Source organism: Acinetobacter sp. LipI_19, assembly GCF_058242925.1.
Genome location: NZ_JBZAYK010000001.1, coordinates 39,875 through 56,961 on the forward strand (window position 1 = coordinate 39,875; position 17,087 = coordinate 56,961).

At 39.5% G+C, this 17,087-nt stretch carries 12 protein-coding genes; 8 read left to right on the forward strand and 4 right to left on the reverse strand.

Going from position 1 to position 17,087, the window contains the following annotated elements; translation table 11 throughout:
• Positions 1 to 14: 14 nt before the first annotated feature.
• Both ffh and AC4CVF_RS00205 read left to right on the forward strand, forming a co-directional pair.
• On the forward strand, positions 15 to 1,421 hold the full coding sequence (ffh, locus tag AC4CVF_RS00200) for a signal recognition particle protein (RefSeq protein ID WP_004817818.1): 1,407 nt from the start codon (positions 15 to 17) through the stop codon (positions 1,419 to 1,421).
• A 136-nt stretch (positions 1,422 to 1,557) separates the two neighbouring features.
• Positions 1,558 to 2,151, forward strand: a complete 594-nt coding sequence (locus AC4CVF_RS00205) for an RBBP9/YdeN family alpha/beta hydrolase (RefSeq protein ID WP_419360655.1) — start codon at positions 1,558 to 1,560, stop codon at positions 2,149 to 2,151.
• A 23-nt stretch (positions 2,152 to 2,174) separates the two neighbouring features.
• Here the strand turns inward: AC4CVF_RS00205 and AC4CVF_RS00210 are convergent, their stop codons facing one another.
• The 3 genes from AC4CVF_RS00210 to AC4CVF_RS00220 all read right to left on the reverse strand — a co-directional run bounded on the left by AC4CVF_RS00210 (position 2,175) and on the right by AC4CVF_RS00220 (position 5,030).
• Positions 2,175 to 2,846, reverse strand: coding sequence for a toxin-antitoxin system YwqK family antitoxin (locus AC4CVF_RS00210; protein WP_490788738.1), 672 nt, complete (start codon positions 2,844 to 2,846; stop codon positions 2,175 to 2,177).
• 82 nt (positions 2,847 to 2,928) lie between these two features.
• Positions 2,929 to 3,660 carry a type III pantothenate kinase gene (locus AC4CVF_RS00215; protein WP_004724053.1) on the reverse strand — a complete coding sequence of 244 codons (732 nt, stop codon included), beginning with the start codon at positions 3,658 to 3,660 and terminating at the stop codon, positions 2,929 to 2,931.
• 614 nt (positions 3,661 to 4,274) lie between these two features.
• The gene (locus AC4CVF_RS00220) at positions 4,275 to 5,030 is read right to left on the reverse strand and encodes a biotin--[acetyl-CoA-carboxylase] ligase (RefSeq protein ID WP_490788739.1); all 756 of its coding nucleotides are present in this window, start codon (positions 5,028 to 5,030) and stop codon (positions 4,275 to 4,277) included.
• A 30-nt stretch (positions 5,031 to 5,060) separates the two neighbouring features.
• On the opposite strand from AC4CVF_RS00220, the gene AC4CVF_RS00225 reads away from it, so the two are divergent.
• From AC4CVF_RS00225 to AC4CVF_RS00250, 6 genes are all read left to right on the forward strand, one after another.
• Entirely contained in the window at positions 5,061 to 5,864 is an 804-nt protein-coding gene (locus AC4CVF_RS00225) for a sulfite exporter TauE/SafE family protein (protein ID WP_336954335.1), read from the forward strand.
• 160 nt (positions 5,865 to 6,024) lie between these two features.
• On the forward strand, positions 6,025 to 6,720 hold the full coding sequence (locus tag AC4CVF_RS00230; protein ID WP_004724049.1) for a GntR family transcriptional regulator: 696 nt from the start codon (positions 6,025 to 6,027) through the stop codon (positions 6,718 to 6,720).
• A gap of 13 nt (positions 6,721 to 6,733) precedes the next feature.
• Positions 6,734 to 10,186 carry a chromosome segregation protein SMC gene (gene smc / locus AC4CVF_RS00235; RefSeq protein ID WP_490788740.1) on the forward strand — a complete coding sequence of 1,151 codons (3,453 nt, stop codon included), beginning with the start codon at positions 6,734 to 6,736 and terminating at the stop codon, positions 10,184 to 10,186.
• A gap of 1 nt (position 10,187) precedes the next feature.
• Positions 10,188 to 11,204, forward strand: coding sequence for a cell division protein ZipA C-terminal FtsZ-binding domain-containing protein (locus AC4CVF_RS00240; protein ID WP_336954338.1), 1,017 nt, complete (start codon positions 10,188 to 10,190; stop codon positions 11,202 to 11,204).
• Positions 11,205 to 11,283: 79 nt separating this feature from the next.
• Complete coding sequence (gene ligA / locus AC4CVF_RS00245; protein WP_035370689.1) at positions 11,284 to 13,314, forward strand: NAD-dependent DNA ligase LigA; 2,031 nt, start codon at positions 11,284 to 11,286, stop codon at positions 13,312 to 13,314.
• A gap of 320 nt (positions 13,315 to 13,634) precedes the next feature.
• Complete coding sequence (locus AC4CVF_RS00250) at positions 13,635 to 15,782, forward strand: TonB-dependent receptor (RefSeq protein WP_490788741.1); 2,148 nt, start codon at positions 13,635 to 13,637, stop codon at positions 15,780 to 15,782.
• An 89-nt stretch (positions 15,783 to 15,871) separates the two neighbouring features.
• Here the strand turns inward: AC4CVF_RS00250 and AC4CVF_RS00255 are convergent, their stop codons facing one another.
• Entirely contained in the window at positions 15,872 to 16,936 is a 1,065-nt protein-coding gene (locus tag AC4CVF_RS00255) for an SDR family oxidoreductase (RefSeq protein WP_490788742.1), read from the reverse strand.
• Positions 16,937 to 17,087: the final 151 nt, after the last annotated feature.

A 17,087-nucleotide genomic window follows, 5' to 3' on the forward strand; every position in this document is an offset into this window, starting at 1 on the left:
AAGCGGATTTTGCAATGTTTGATACCTTAACAGAACGACTCACGCAGAGTCTCAGAAATGTTACTGGCTCTGGGCAGCTAACCGAAGATAATATTAAAGATACCTTACGTGAAGTGCGTATGGCACTTCTTGAAGCCGATGTTGCTTTGCCTGTAACTCGTGAGTTTATTGCGAAAGTTAAGGAAGAAGCATTGGGTCAAGAAGTCATGACTCAGCTTTCACCAGGTCAAGCTTTCGTTAAAATTGTGTATGACGAACTCACCAAAATGATGGGTGAGGCAAACGAAAGTCTAGACTTAGCTGCAAAACCTCCTGTTGTGATTCTTCTCGCAGGTTTACAAGGTGCCGGTAAAACCACGACAGCTGCAAAACTTGGACGTTTCTTAAAAGAGCGTCAAAAGAAAAAAGTGGCGATGGTTTCTGCCGATGTTTACCGTCCAGCTGCGATCAAGCAACTGCAAACAGTTGCTGCTGAAGTGGGTGTTGATTTTATTGAATCGGATGCTTCTGAAGATCCGATTAAAATTGCACAACGTGCAATTGGTCAAGCCAAAATTAACTTTAATGATGTTTTGATTGTCGATACGGCAGGTCGTTTGCATGTTGATGATGACATGATGGACGAAATTAAAGCATTACACGCCGCAATTGGCCCAACCGAAACCCTATTTGTTGTTGATGCAATGACAGGTCAGGATGCGGCAAATACTGCCAAAGCCTTTAATGATGCATTACCATTAACGGGTGTTATCCTCACCAAAACCGATGGTGATGCACGTGGTGGTGCGGCGCTTTCGGTACGTGCAATTACTGGTAAGCCAATTAAATTTTTAGGTATGGGTGAAAAACTCGATGCCTTAGAGCCATTCCATCCTGAGCGTGTTGCACAACGTATCTTAGGTATGGGTGACGTACTTTCTTTAGTCGAAGAAGTTGAACGTAAAATCGACAAAGAAAAAGCCGAAAAAATGGCGAAAAAATTGCAAAAGGGTGGGAGCTTCAACTTTGAAGACATGCTGATGCAATTTGAACAAATGAATAAAATGGGCGGTATGATGGGCTTCTTGGATAAGTTGCCTGGCATGAGCAATTCAGGCATTCAAGATGCGATTGCGCAAGCAAATCCTGAAAAGCAAGTGAAAAAGATGGAAGCGATTATTCAATCGATGACCATCAAAGAACGTCGTAATCCAGACTTAATGAATCCGAGCCGTAAAAAGCGTATCGCAGCAGGCTGTGGTATGGATGTGGTTGAAGTCAATAAACTGATCAAACAACATGCGCAAATGGCGAAAATGATGAAGAAATTTGCCAATCCATCGGGTATGGCAAAAATGATGCGCTCATTGGGCGGGATGCAAAAACAGTTTGGCGGTGGTGGCGGTATGGGACCATTGTTTGGTAATAACGATAAAAAATAAGCCTCATTTATTTTATAAAAAGCGCCTTCGGGCGCTTTTTTGTTAAATAAAAATAACATACTTTTATTGGTTGTTTAGATATTCTAAGCACATTATTTGAATATGATTTAAACAATAATTGATAAGTAGTCTATTTATGAAAAAAGTATTTATCGTACACAGTTATAAAGACTCCCCTGAACAGCATTGGTATCCTTGGTTGAAGCAGCAAGTATTGGCTATAGGGCATACATGTGAAATTATTCATCTAGAACATGCAGAACAACCTCGCTATGAGGTGTGGAAGCATAATATTACTCAGCAAATTAAGTCACTCAATGAAGATACCATCATTGTGGCACATGGCTTAGGTGGTATTGCCACTCTGGATTTCCTTTCAAGTGAAATATTGGGGCGAAAATTAGGTGCTTTGTTTTTAGTAGCAGGATTTAGTAAAAATTTATCCGTTGTACCTGAACTTAATTCATTTTTACAACAAGCCGAGGTTGACGATGCATTGTTAAGAATGAATATTCTCAATCGTTTTGTCTTTTTCTCCAACAATGATCCTTTTGTTCCAGCACCGATCAGTATTCAACAGGGTTATTCTCTGAATTCACAAATGATTGAAGTGAAAGATGCTGGGCATTTTATGGCAGCTGAGGGATATACTCGCTTAAACGTACTTTGGGAAAAGTTAGCGGTTTTATTACAACCTGAATCTCAATCTCGCACTCAAGTCGTATACTAGATTTATCTCGATTTTCTTTTGTTTTATTGATTTAGTTTTTGATAAAGCTCGTCAAGAATCTCCTGAGCGCGTTGCTCATCTTGAATCAAATTGCCTTGTTGATCCCAAACTTTACTGTCTAGAATCGAATAATCTTCACTTGGGCTTAATTTTAGTTCTGCTGCAGGTTTGCCATCTTCATACCATACCTTTTGAACGATGGGCTGAGCATCAAGATATTCTTCCTGTAGCCCAAGTTGACCATTTGAATAGTACGTTTCAGTTTTTCCAACTAATCTCTGGTCTTGGCTGGTCGATTTAAAGCTGACTTTTCCATTTTCAAAATAGCCCACAACTTCACCATCGACATATTTACTATCAAAGCTATTTAAGCCTTGAGGGGCTTTAATCCAAAAGGGATCAGATTGTTTTTTACGACTATTTTGATAGAAGTCCTGAACTAAGAAACGGCCATCTTTATCACGACCTAATAATTTTCTGAAATATCCATTTTCTACGGGTGTGAGTGAATAACCCTGATCCATGATTAAACCGCAGTCACAGGCTTCTTCACCTGCATCTGGAGCAAAGTAAGCAATAACGGGTTCAGTTGTTGCCATGGTTGTTGAAGATGAGTGCGTAGTTTGTAAACTGGTACACCCCATCATTGTGAAGCTCATTAAACAGGCACTAAGCAGTAAGGGTATCGTTTTCATAATGATTGCTCTTTTATCGTGTTTATGGTTGTATTTATTAAAAATGGAAGATTGCTGATCTTCCATTAAATTGTATTTGGGTTTAAGCGGTTTGTCGATCTATATAGAACTGTAAGCCTTTAAGTAATAAATCTGATTCAATTCTTGGTTGATATTTCTCAAGAAATTGTGCAAATAGATTGGCATCACCGCCTGTTAAAATAAGCTTGCGTGGTTGTTGCTCAAGCACTTTTTCAATGGTGCTTAACAGCCCTAAGAAAATGCCATGATGTACTGCATCTATGGTATTCCGACCAGGACTCAGCTCTGAAAAAGCCGCATCTGGAATTTTAATACCTTTGGTTTTTTGAATTAAAGAATCGCGTTGTAAATAGAGGTTAGGCAGAATATAACCGCCTAAATGTTGTAAGCCTTGGGTTAAATCAATTGTTAAAGCTGTACCACAGCTAATCACACACAAGTCATCATCAGCTTTCGCCACGGCCAAAACTTGTAACCAACGATCGATTCCAAGTTGTTCTATATGGTCATAGCCACAACGTAATCCTGCATATTCAGCATGCACTTTGGCAAAAGTCACCGGAATATCGAGTAATTTTAAAATCTGGACAATGCGTTCGTTGTTCTTTTTATCTTGGACTGAGGAGATTCCAATTTTGTCTAAGCCTAAACCACGAAAATGTTGAATTAAACCCAGTAGCAGATCCGCAGGGGATTGGAGATGTAATTCTGCTGCCTGTTGGATAATTTGATTATTTTCAGTAATCCAATATTTTAGACGGGTATTTCCTATATCTAACCAAAGTGCTTTCATGATTTTGCCTAATTGAAACTGAACACAATCTGCATAATTATTTTATTTGAAAATATTGAACGACTTAGAGAGCCTCTCAATCTGATCAATCAAATAGGGCAAATAACCTGCGGTTCATTTTGCTGAACGTTGTTCCGTACTGTTAGTAACTGTTTGCTATGATCTTTGGATCAATACGATTACTGCGCAATATATAGCGAAATGTATAGCGAAAAAAGCCCTGTTTTAAATAGGGTCTGTTGATAATTCGTCTATGTTTGCGACTACGTGTGTTTTTTAGGCGATACTAGGCGCGAAATACGAAATTTAGTTATTCTAAATCAGTAGTTCGTAACAACGTAGCGGCAAAAAACACGCTAGTCCCCCGCTGCGCCTTGCGCTGCAAACAAAGCAGTGCTTTGCTCTTGCTCAGGGTTGTGGCTAAAATTATCTCAGCCTTCGTTATGAAACTCGAAAATAGTCTCGCTATTCTCTTCGTTTCATGCCTTGCCTGCTCAATTTTAACCTACAACGCAAGCCATTTATGAAATGTCAACAGCCCCTAATTGCTGATCACTTTTTCACGATACATCTGATCAATCCATCTCATTTTAGAAAACAGATCACCTCGTTATTTATGCTTCAGCTAAGCGTAAACGCCCCTGATAGACATTGACTAAACCTTGAGCCGTCAATAAATTCAGTGCACCATCATCAGAAATCCCTTTGAAAATACCTTCAATTGAATTTTGAATTTGTTCAAAATAAACCTGCTGATCCATAAAGGCAGCATAGTGATTAAATCGTGCTGAGAGGTTATAGCAACCATGATCAAACCATTGTCCAGCTTGTTGAATTGCCAAATACATTTCTGCAATGATTTGGATTCGATTTGGAAATTGTAGGCCTAATTGCATTAGCGAGGTAGCTTGTTGAGTCACATTTTCTTTAGGGATCGGAAATAAGTTGATCCCGATTCCAACAATGGCTTGATGTGGTGAAATGGGCTCAACCAAAATTCCGCCCCATTTTCCTTGAGGGCTATATAGGTCATTGGGCCATTTAATTTGTAATGCTGGTAAATTCTTAAGTGTTGGCATTTGTAAGATATTTAAAGCAATTTCCAATGCTAAACGCCCATCTAAGGGTGTTCGTGTTTCAAGCAATGTGCTTAAATAAATATTACCAATTGGCGAAACCCATTCCCGTTGGTGCTGACCTCGTCCTTGAGTCTGAGTTTCACTACAGACCAAAACTGTCTTGACGCCGCTGAGCGCAATTTCACGCACATCATCATTGGTCGATGCTGTAGTCTGCTTTAAAAGCAGCACTTCAGGGAGCTCATTTGCTTGTGTAAGAAGTTGTCTAAGATGACGAGTCTCTAAATCCATGTTGAATCTGAGAAGAGTGAAGGAACATTTATGGAGTTAATCATATATTTAGGTATTGGTGCAATCGCAGGATTTGCTGCTGGGCTATTTGGTGTTGGCGGTGGCTTAATTATTGTACCAATTCTCTATGTGGTCTTTACCAAAATGGGCTATGATCCTTCGGTCATTATGCACATGGCATTGGGAACTTCACTTGCAACTATTATTGTAACTTCAATTAGTTCTGTAACAGCGCATCATAAAAAAGGTGCAGTACTTTGGAGTGTTTTTAAAAACTTAGCTCCAGGTTTGGTGATTGGCTCATTTATTGGTGCTGGCATTGCAGATATTTTATCAGGTCAGCATTTACAATTGATTATTGGGGCATTTGCAATTTGGGTGGCATTTAAAATGTTTAAAGGGGCCAATGTCAAAGTCGATGAATCTAAACAATTGCCGACTGCACCTATGCAAATGCTGGCTGGTGGGGGAATCGGGGTCGCATCGGCAATTTTTGGTATTGGTGGCGGAAGTTTAACTGTTCCATATCTCAACAAAAATGGTGTGGTGATGCAAAAAGCCGTTGCAACATCAGCAGCTTGTGGGTTACCGATTGCAATCGCAGGGGCATTAGGCTTCATGTTCTTCGGCGCGCAAGAACCAATTGAAATTAAAAATTCAATTGGTTATGTCCATATCTATGCCTTTATTGGGATCAGTGTGATGAGTTTTATCACCGCCAAATTCGGCGCAAAGGTTGCGCATGCGCTTTCTCCAGCCATGTTGAAAAAATGTTTTGCATGTTTACTTACAGTTGTTGGTCTTTATTTTATTTATCAAGGAATTACTAAGTAGATTCCGATCAAAGGTACTTTTTCTAAACACTAAATTGACTTAAAATGCATTAAAATTGTCGGACAATGTCATGGTTTCAATTGAATTAAATCAGGTAAAACTAAAATAATGACAATTGACATTGTCTGAGAAAGAATAATAAACCCAAGATAGGAATTATATGCATTCGGAAGAAGTGGATAGCCTTTCAGAACAAATTGCCAAACATATTAGTGAACAAATTATTAGTGGCGAGTTGGTTGAAGGAGAAAGAATACAAGAACTACGTATTGCCAAAGAACTGGATGTCAGTCGTGGCTCAGTACGAGAAGCCCTTTTGCTTTTAGAAAGAACCCACTTGATTGAAATTTATCCTCGCCGTGGTGCTATTGTCTCAGAAATGTCAGCTCAACAAGTACGCGCATTATTTGATACCAGTGCACTGTTATTAGGTCAAATCGTGCAACGTATGAGTGAAACATGGCGTAATCATGAGGCTGAAGCGATCCAGCAGATGATGAATCATTTGGTTGAGCAAGTGAAGCAAGGCAATACTGAAAAGTTTTATGATGGTATTTTTCAATTTTTATCGGGGCAACAAGACATGGTGGGGAATCCCTACCTGATGAAATTTTATAAAGAGTTGTTACCCTCACTCCGAAGAAGTTATTTTTTAACCTTAAATACTTCAAGACGCGAGCTTCAAGAAGCTTTAGAATTGCTTAAGTTGGTGATTGACGCAATTTTAATCCGAAAATCACAACAAGCTACTTTATTTATGGAAGATTTTTGTCGACACTTACGTAATCTGGTGTTGGAATCTCTGACACGGATGAAACAAATCGAACTCGCTTGGGCGCGGAGATCGCGTCGGTAATTACTAGGACATTATGCGTTTAAGCAGCTTAAAACTTTCAGGCTTCAAATCTTTTGCCGATAGTACAACACTACAATTCAAAGATAACCGTACAGCGGTGGTTGGTCCTAATGGTTGTGGTAAATCCAATGTGATTGATGCTATCCGTTGGGTGATGGGGGAATCCAGTGCACGCCAGCTCCGTGGTGGCAGTATGCAGGATGTTATTTTTACAGGAACGGCAAAACGTAAACCTGTAGGTATGGCAAGTGTAGAACTGCGCTTTGAAAACACCTATGGCAAATTAGGTGGGGCCTATAACGCGTATACTGAACTTGCTGTTCGCCGTCAAGTGAATCGTGATGGAAAATCTGAATACTTTCTCAATGGGACGAAGTGCCGACGTCGTGATATTACCGACATTTTCTTGGGTACAGGCTTAGGTCCTCGTTCCTACGCAATCATCGAACAGGGAATGATTAACCGTTTGGTTGATGCCAAACCTGAAGAAATGCGTATTTTTCTTGAAGAGGCTGCTGGGGTTTCTCGTTATCAGGCTCGTCGTCGTGAAACACTACAACACTTAGAACATACCACGCAGAACTTAGACCGTCTCGAAGATATTGCTTCAGAACTCAAATCACAGCTTAAAACCTTAAAACGTCAGTCTGAAACTGCGGTTCAATATAAGACTTTAGAAACTGAAATTCGTACATTAAAGATAGAAATTCTATCTTTTCAGTGTGATCGTAGTTCCCGTTTACAAGAACAATATACGGTTGAAATGAACGAATTGGGGGAGCACTTTAAATTGGTGCGCTCTGATATGAGTACCTTGGAGCATGATCTGACTTCAACCAATGAGTTGTTCCAACGTCTGATTCAACAGTCCACGCCTTTGCAAAATGAGTGGCAACAAGCTGAGAAAAAACTCTCTGAGTTGAAAATGACTTTGGAACAGAAACAAAGTTTATTTCAACAAAACTCAGAAGCTTTGGGAAGTTTTGAACAGCAAAAAGCTCAAACCAAAGAAAAAATTCAGTTGATGGAATTGCAATTGGAAACCTTGCACAGTCAATTGGAGCAGCAGACTGAACATTTACAACATGCTGAGGCTGATACACAACAACGTAGCCAAGCATTTACCGATTTAAAAGCGCAGCAATTGCAAGCACAACAACAATATGAACAGGTCAAAGTTCAAGTTGAAAAGCAACAGCAGCAAAAAGCACAAATGCAGGCGCAAATTGAACAACTTGCAAAAAATGTTGCACGTATTGAGCAGCAGAAAGACACCTTAAAAACCCAAGCAGTTCAGGTTCAAAGTCAATTTAAAACTGAAGATGTTCAACAACTTGAGCAAGAAAAATTAGCAATACAAGCTGCGATTGTTGAATTAGAACAAAAAATTAATCAAGCAAAGCAGCAGTTTGAACAGCTACACGAGCGCATTAATCAGCAAAAAGCTCAGATTTCAGCTTTAAAATCTGATGTACAAGTGTTGCAATCTGAACAGAAAAACCTCACCCAATTAATGGCGAAGAGTGCTGTAAATAGTAAGGCTGATACTGTGCAATTGATGCAGGTATTAATGCTGAATGAACATGGCAAAGCACATGCACAGCTGGTTGAAAAATTTTTAGCCAAATGGTTGTCAGCCCATATTGTTGATCAAAATGCTGATTTTTCTGAAAGTATGGCACGCCAGCTTAAAGCATCAGGCTCACAAGATAAAATTCAAATGAATGGAGTGGCGTGTCTAGCAGATTGGATTGAATCTCCACAGTATTCACTGTGGAGTCAAGTTGCTGTAATTGAAAACCTTGCTCAAGCTTTAACGGAAAAAGCACAGTTAAAAGTAGGGCAAAGCATATTGACGCTGGATGGTTATCATGTCGGTCAAGATTGGGTGATTGGTTTGTTCTTTGATGAGTCGAGTCAGGCTGCACAGGGTGCACTCAGTCATCGTATTCGCCTTGAAGAAATTGAAACACAACTTACGCAGCTACAACCACAGTTGATTGAAGCTGAAACTATATTGCTGAGTTTAAATCAGCAATTGCAGGATCTGCAAAAACAGATTCAAATAGAGCAAGATACGCTAAAACATCAGCAAAAACAGCTACAACTGTTTGATGTGCAAATTGCTAAGCAGCAAAGTGCTTCACAAGCATTTGAGTTGCAGAAAGTTCAGCTCAATAGTCAATTGCAACAGCTAGATGAGCAACTTGAAGAAGATGCAATGCAGAAAGATGATCTTGAAATCGATATGCACTCGGTCATCCTCAAGCTTGAACAAAATCTTCCTGAGTTTAAAACCTTGCAATTCAAATTGGACGAGCTCAATGAGCACGTTGAAGAACAACAACAGCAATTACAGCTTAAACAACAAGATTCCGAAACCACACGTCGTCTAGCTGAACAAAATAAACAGCAAATTGAATTATTAGACAAAGACCTATCTTTCTCTAAAACGCAATATCAACAAATTATTGCGCAAATGGAGCAAGCCAAGAAGTTTGTAGATCCAATTCAATTGGAATTACCAAGTCTAGAATCGCAATATGCTGAGCAGGCACAACAAACTGAAAAACTGCAAAGAACTTGGAGTGAGTGGCAAGTTGAATTGAATAATATTCAATCTAAACAGCAACAACTTACAGAAATGCGCCATTTGCATCAGCAAAATGATGAGCAATTGCGTACAAAACTGGAAGAGCGACGTTTAGCTTGGCAAGCGGCAAAATCAGATTTCCAGCATTATTCAGATCAACTCAAAGAGATGAATGCTGAAGTTAAGCAAGGTGTATTGATTGATTTACCTGCACATCAAGAAAAATTTGAGAAAGCACAGCGTCAGTTTGAGAAATTAGGCGCGGTCAATTTAGCAGCTTCAGAAGAATATGAAGAAGTTTCTAAGCGTTTTGAAGATCTAACCCATCAAATGCAAGATTTGGAAAATACTGTTGGGCAATTGAAAGATGCCATGAAGACCATTGACCAAGAAACCAAAAAATTATTTATGGGGACTTTTGATCAGGTTAATGCTGAATTAAAAGTACTATTTCCAAAAGTCTTCAATGGTGGTGAAGCCAGTTTAAGCCTTGAGGATGATTGGCAGTCTGGCGTAAAGCTGATGGCACGCCCACCGGGTAAGAAAAATAGTTCATTGGCCTTGTTATCTGGTGGTGAAAAAGCATTAACGGCATTGGCTTTGGTATTTGCTATTTTCCGTTTGAATCCTGCACCTTTCTGTGTTTTGGATGAAGTTGATGCGCCTTTAGACGATGCTAACGTTGGTCGTTTTTGTAATTTAGTAAAAGAGCTTTCTGATCAAGTCCAATTCATTTACATTACACATAATAAAGTTGCAATGACGATGGCAACCGATTTGCTGGGTGTGACGATGCCTGAACCAGGCACATCAAAGCTCGTCACTGTGAATTTGGAAGAGGCAAGAGAATACGGTTTAGCCGCGGAGTCATAGTATGGAAGTCACCACAATTATTGGAATTGTTGTTGCAGTAATCATCATTCTGGTGGGTTTAAGGATGGTGCTACGAAAGCCCAATGATGCCGCACCTTCTTTAGAGTCTGAATTGCATATCAATGAAGATTGTAAGCAACCCGTGATTCCTCGTCATGTACGAGATCAATTGCGAACAGATCGTGAGTCTCAAGAGCAAGTGCGTGTTGAACCGAATTTAACTGCTTTAGACTCGGTCGAAGTTGTAGATGAAAAACAGCAAAAGATTGAGGATGCAGCAGCGGAGTCGAATGTTGTTCAGTCAACTGAGCTTGAGCATGCAGCAATTACACAACAAACTGAAAAGACGGATACAGTGGCAAGTGCTGAATCCGCAACAGAATCTGAAAAAGCACTTAATGTGCAAACAGAACCGACGACTCAAACTAATGATTCTGCCAAAGTCGTAATCAGTCAGGACAAAGAGGAAGCTTTTCAGTTTAATGCCAATGTTGAAACAGCTGAAATCAAAGAGTTTGATGAGGAAAGCAGTATTTTAGATGTTCATTTAAACGAGCAACAAAAATATGATGATGAAAGCGTATTGTCTACGGCTGAAACCATTATTGCACTGAATGTTTATCCGAATCCACGTAAAGCATTGTCCGGGGATAAAACCTTAAAAATGTTGTTAAAATATGGTTTACGTTTTGGTGAACTCTCTTGCTTCCATCGTTATGAGAATCCAGAGGAAGAAAGCCATTTACTGTTTTCTGTATTACGTGTCACCGACAACGGTCCAGATGGTTTTGATTTAGAAACCTTATCGACTGAACAAGTTCAAGGTTTGGCTTTTTTCTTGGCACTCCCTCATTCAGATGTGCAAAAAGGCTTTGATACCATGGTCAGTATTGCTGGCTTAATTGCTCGTGAAATAGACGGTACGGTCTATGATGAGAACAATCTTGAATTTACCCCACAACTGAAAGAGCATTGGCGCCATAAAGCGATCGATTATCGTTCAGGGCATGACGCTTAGCATAACGTCATATTTACTTTATAATTGGTATTCAGAATTTTGGGCGGAGTATTCCGCCTTTTTATGGTGAAAAAAATTTATGGAAAATAATCCTGTCGTAACGCAAATGCGTCAATTGATTCAACTCATTGCGAAACATAATCATGCTTATTATGTGATGGATCAGCCGAGTATTGAAGACAGTGAATATGATCAGTTATTTCACCAACTCAAAGCCTTAGAGCAACAACACCCAGAATTGGTTCAGGCAGATAGCCCAATCAATAAAGTGGGTGGAAAACCACTGTCTAAATTTGAAACCATTACCCATACTGTACCGATGTTGTCCTTGGGCAATGTATTTAATCAGGACGAATTATTTGCCTTTGCTCGCCGTATCGAAGAACGATTGCCCAATCAAAAGATTCAATATGATGTTGAGCTAAAATTTGACGGATTGGCGATTTCGCTCTGGTATGAAAATGGTGTCTTGACACGTGGTGTAACCCGTGGTGATGGTGAAACAGGCGAAGTAATTACGCAAAATGTAAAAACCATTCGTAATTTACCGAAAGTCTTGTCTTCGGATAAAGTGGCAGTGCCACGCTTGTTGGAAGTTCGTGGTGAAGTATTGATGCCAAAAGCTGGCTTTGAGCGACTCAATGCTGAAAATGAAGCGAAAGGCGAAAAGACCTTTGCCAATCCTCGAAATGCTGCGGCTGGTAGTCTACGTCAACTTGATCCAAGTATTGCAGCATCTCGCCCGTTGGCTTTTTATGCTTATGGTATTGCACAATGTGAACCGCATCATGGCATTGAGTCAATGTCAGCGAGTCTTGAATGGTTGACTAACTTTGGCTTTGCTGTGGGAGAACGTCATTTTATTTGTGAAAGTATTCAAGAAGTGCAAGAAAAATATCAGCAAATCAACCAAGAGCGCCCGAACTTAGCGGTTGAAATTGATGGCATGGTGATCAAAGTTGATGATCTTCAACAACAACAAAAGCTGGGCTTTTTAAGTCGTGAACCGCGTTGGGCAACGGCGTATAAGTTTCCTGCAGTTGCAGCATTAACAACAGTTGAAAATATTGATTGGCAAGTCGGACGTACTGGGACTTTAACCCCTGTAGCACGCTTAAATCCCGTGGCTGTGGGGGGGGTAACCGTTTCTAATGTGACTTTGCACAATATTGGTGAAATTCACCGTTTGGACGTTCGTATTGGCGATACGGTCAGTGTCTATCGTAGTGGTGATGTGATTCCCAAAGTTGAAAAAGTATGGTTAGAATTCCGGCCAAATGACGTGACAGAAGTACATTTACCTGAAAATTGTCCAGTATGTTCTTCTCCAGTGGTCATGCCAGAAGGCGAGGCTTTAGCACGTTGCTCAGGTGGTCTATATTGTTCTGCACAACGTATTGAAGCCATTCGTCACTTTGTTTCTCGTAAAGCAATGGATATTGAAGGTCTCGGTGATCGCTGGGTAGAGTCATTATTACATCTTGATTTATTAAAGGATGTCGCCGATATTTACCATTTACATGAGCATCGTGAACAGTTACTGACCATTGAAAAAATGGGTGAAAAATCTGTCCAAAATTTATTGGATGCGATTGAGAACAGTAAGAAAACCACACTTGCTGCATTTATTTATGCCTTGGGTATTCGTGGTGTAGGTGAAACGACAGCACGTATGCTGGCCAACACTTTCCAAACGCTTGATGCGATCCGTCATGCTGATCTTGAAGCATTGAAGAAAACTCCAGATGTTGGTGATATTACGGCTGAGTGGATTGTTGATTTTTTCCAAGCACCACATAATCTTGAAGTGATTGATCGTTTGCTTGCAGCTGGGATTCATTGGGATGCACCAGTTGCACCCACCCGCCAGCCTTTAAATGGTGAGAGTTGGGTGATTACAGGTACATTGGCTACCATGGGGCGTGATGATGCGACTCAAATGCTACAAGCTCTTGGTGCGCGTGTCAGTGGCAGTGTGTCGAGCAAAACCAAATGTGTGGTTGCGGGTGAAAAAGCAGGTTCTAAGCTTGAAAAAGCAGAGAAACTTGGTGTCGCTGTACTGAATGAACAGGAGTTTTTAGCATTAATGGCTGAGTATGGACAGGCATAGATTCGTTTAAATTATCTCTAAAATTACTGTAAAGATACAGGTGTTGTATCTTTACAGTTTTCAAAAATTAAAATCATCAATTCAAGATTGATGTGATAACAAATCAACAAGTCATCATTTTTTAATAAAACTTTGAGTTCTGTATTTACCGATGTATTTCAGAAGTTTGCTTGATCTATCATTAGCATGCTACATGATAATAATTCTTATTCATTTGAATTTTCCATTAAACTTAACTTTAGATGAAAAATTACAATTCTTAACAATAGTGAAAGTGTATATAATAATCATTATCATCTAAAAAGTGTCTTATTATTTATATGAAAAATTTTTCTCGAACATTTCTAGTCAATTCTATTTCAATCGTGCTTTTTGGTGGGGGACTTACACAAACAATCTGGGCAAATAATGAAATTACTGCTTTGCCTACGATTAAAGTCGCTGCTGAAAAGGAACAAGAAAAACCAACATTTGCCAACGGTGCTTTGCAAAAAAATACAGATTTGGGGTCATTGGGAAATAAGAAAATTATAGACACGCCGTTTAGTATCACGTCTTATTCAGCACAATTGATTGAAAATCAACAAGCAAGCACAGCGGGGGAAGTGTTAAAAAATGATGTCAGTATTCGCACCACAACCAATCAAGGACATTTAAATGAAAACTTTAAAATCCGTGGTTTCGATGTCAATCATGAAGATTTAAATTATAACGGCTTTTATGGCGTTGCACCTTATGGTCGGATGCCTACGGAATTTTTAGAGTCAGTGACTGTGCTTAAGGGTCCAAATGCATTGGTTGCAGGTGTTGCACCTACAGGCAGTGTAGGCGGTATTGTGATGGGGCATTCTAAACAGGCAGATCAAGAACTCACTCGAGTTTCTGCATCGTTTCAAGATGAAGGATATTATCAATCAGGCTTTGATGTATCTCGTCGTTTTGGTGAGAACAAAGAGTTTGGTCTGCGTGTGAATGGTGCTTATGCAGATGGTGAACATATCATTGATGGAATGAATGATCGTCAAGCTTTGGGGGCAATTGCTGCGGATTACACCACGGATAAACTAAAGATTAATTTAGATGCTTATGCGGTCAAAGGAAATCGTAAAGGCGGTTCACCTGCAATGGTTGCCATGGGTGGTAAGGGCAGTGTTAATCATGTACTTGCAGCACCTAAAGGGGATTTAAACTACTTTTCAAACTTAGAAGGCAATACCGACAGTCAATTTGTAGGTTTGTCAGGTGAATATAAATTTACCCCTGATATCAAAGCATTTGCAGGCATTGGATATGTAGAAAAATCATATGATGGTCATCTTTTTGGCACACGTATGATTGTCAATAATTTAAATGGAAATGCAACCTCACAATATTATCGAGTGGGATCAAAAGAACATAACACTGCTGCTAATGCAGGCTTTGAAGCAAAATTTGATACAGGGGCGATCAAGCATACTTTGGGATTGCGCACTGATTATTTAACCCGCAAATATTCACAACATAGATCCGCAACCAGTTCAGGGTTTACGACCAATTTATATGAGCCATCAAATACAGGTACAATGCCAACAACTTACCCAGAAATTGTTCCTTATGGTGATAATGAGTATATGAGTTATACCTTAACGGATCAGCTTTCAATGTTGGATGATAAATTACAACTTATTTTAGGTGGACGTTATCAAGATATCGATACTAAGAATCTTGTCAAAAAATCAGCTTATAGTGCAGACAAGCTATCACCAAGTTTGGGGGTTGTCGTCAAACCATTTGGTGAGGATTTATCTTTTTATGCAAGCTATGTCGAGGGTTTAGCTGAGGGGGTAACGGTCTCTGAAATGACCTATCCAACAGCAACAAATAGGGGCGAAACACTTGCACCTTATCAAACCAAGCAATATGAGTTAGGTGTAAAATATCAGTTGGGTTCGTGGTTAAATACTTTGGCACTTTATCAGATTAAAAAGCCTGAGGCTTATCAGGACACCATAAGTAATAAAGTCAAAGATGATGCTGAAACGCGTTCTCGTGGGGTAGAATGGTCATTCTCTGGCAATGTTACAGATACTTTATCTGTGATGGGGAATTTGGCCTATATCGATGCTGAATACGTGAAATCAGCTAAGGTCGCTTTCGAAGGTAATAAAGTATATGGTGTACCCGATTTTACTGCTTCGTTAGGGCTTGATTATGCCATTCCTAATGTTGAGGGACTTCATATTAATACTCGTGTGAGTTATGTGAGTGAGCAATATTTGAATGAAGAGAATACGTTAGAGCTACCTGACTATACGATTGTTGACTTAGGCGCCCGCTATAAAACCAAACTTGGTGGGGTAAATACCACCTTCCTCGCCAATGTTGATAATGTCGCCAATAAAAAATATTGGGAAGGTGTGTTTAATTCAAACTATGCTTTAGTCGGTGGTGCAAGAACTTATAAAGTCGGTGTAACTTTTGATTTCTAAGCCTTAGCTGATATTGAGCGCTATAAGCCAAAAAGCCTTTTTCATGATTGAAAAAGGCTTTTTTGATTTAATAATCATTTGAGCTGTTATTAAATATATTTCTTTACCACACCGTCATCAAGAAGCTGCTGGAAATGCTCGACTAAACTGGTTTCAATATTACGATAACTCATCCCCAATTCTTGTTTGCTTTTATCAGCATTAAAAAAGATAGGGTAGCCCATATTCTTTTCAATAAAATCACGTGAATAGCCAAATACAGGTCCAATGAATTTAAACGCTTTTTTCGGGACTTGGTTGCGTGGAAAAGGAAATTTTTGTCCAAAATTTTGACGTAAAATTTTACCCATTTCCAAGAGGCTGAGTGAACCACCACTAATAACGTAACGTCCAGCTGCATTTTCCTTGAATGCTGCCAAAAGATGTGCATCGGCAACATCACGCACATCTACAATACCATTCCACATCGGTGGGACACCGAGTAAGGTCATGCCGTTGGCAAACTGCTCTAAAACTTCCACACTCCCTGACTGTGTATTTGCGGTCAGTGATGGACCAAGTACCAATGCAGGGTTGACACAGATCAGCGTCCAACGATTTTGTGCTTCCGCCATTTCCCATGCTTTACGCTCTGCCATAACTTTCGAATAAGGGTACGGTTGGTGCGTGGTTGAACTGGTGGTATTCCAGTGAGATTCATCAAACTGATTATGCTGTGTTTTTAAAATATCAATTGCATCGCCATAAGTAGAGGCGATACTTGAGGTCACAATAACGCGTTTGACAGAATCTATTTTATTGACACTATTTAAGACATTTTCCGTGCCTAAAATTGCCGGTTCAATAATATCTTTAACGGCATCTTTATAATTGGTTACAACAAATGGTGAAGCCATATGTAACACAACTTCACAGCCTTGCATGGCTTCATCAAAAGAACCATTTTCTAAAAGGTTAGCTTTAAATAGTTTTAGTGTACCAGAGCTTGCTTGTGCGATTTTCTCTAAATGTGCAAAGCTTTGTTTTTTATTCAGATCACGTACTGTCGCATGCACGGTATAACCTTGCTCAAGTAATTTTTTAATCACCCAACTGGCGATATAGCCTGTTGCACCTGTAACTAGAATAGGTGCTGATGTGTTTCCCTGAGACATTATTTTTTTCCTGCTAATTGTTAATATTCAATATCATAAATATTAAAGTTAAAATTGTCTTGAAATATTAGTATTAAAAAAAGCCAATAAGATAAAGGGATGGGGCTGTCATTGAAAATGAACAGAAAATAGAATAATGAGGATGAATAAG

Bases quoted from the DNA above. Each gene is read 5' to 3' on its own strand.
- ffh (WP_004817818.1), top strand. From the start codon at position 15: ATGTTTGATACCTTAACAGAACGACTCACGCAGAGTCTCAGAAATGTT.
- AC4CVF_RS00215 (WP_004724053.1), bottom strand. From the start codon at position 3,660: ATGAAAGCACTTTGGTTAGATATAGGAAATACCCGTCTAAAATATTGG.
- smc (WP_490788740.1), top strand. From the start codon at position 6,734: ATGCGTTTAAGCAGCTTAAAACTTTCAGGCTTCAAATCTTTTGCCGAT.
- ligA (WP_035370689.1), top strand. From the start codon at position 11,284: ATGGAAAATAATCCTGTCGTAACGCAAATGCGTCAATTGATTCAACTC.
- AC4CVF_RS00205 (WP_419360655.1), top strand. From the start codon at position 1,558: ATGAAAAAAGTATTTATCGTACACAGTTATAAAGACTCCCCTGAACAG.
- AC4CVF_RS00230 (WP_004724049.1), top strand. From the start codon at position 6,025: ATGCATTCGGAAGAAGTGGATAGCCTTTCAGAACAAATTGCCAAACAT.
- AC4CVF_RS00250 (WP_490788741.1), top strand. From the start codon at position 13,635: ATGAAAAATTTTTCTCGAACATTTCTAGTCAATTCTATTTCAATCGTG.
- AC4CVF_RS00220 (WP_490788739.1), bottom strand. From the start codon at position 5,030: ATGGATTTAGAGACTCGTCATCTTAGACAACTTCTTACACAAGCAAAT.
- AC4CVF_RS00255 (WP_490788742.1), bottom strand. From the start codon at position 16,936: ATGTCTCAGGGAAACACATCAGCACCTATTCTAGTTACAGGTGCAACA.
- AC4CVF_RS00225 (WP_336954335.1), top strand. From the start codon at position 5,061: ATGGAGTTAATCATATATTTAGGTATTGGTGCAATCGCAGGATTTGCT.
- AC4CVF_RS00210 (WP_490788738.1), bottom strand. From the start codon at position 2,846: ATGAAAACGATACCCTTACTGCTTAGTGCCTGTTTAATGAGCTTCACA.
- AC4CVF_RS00240 (WP_336954338.1), top strand. From the start codon at position 10,188: ATGGAAGTCACCACAATTATTGGAATTGTTGTTGCAGTAATCATCATT.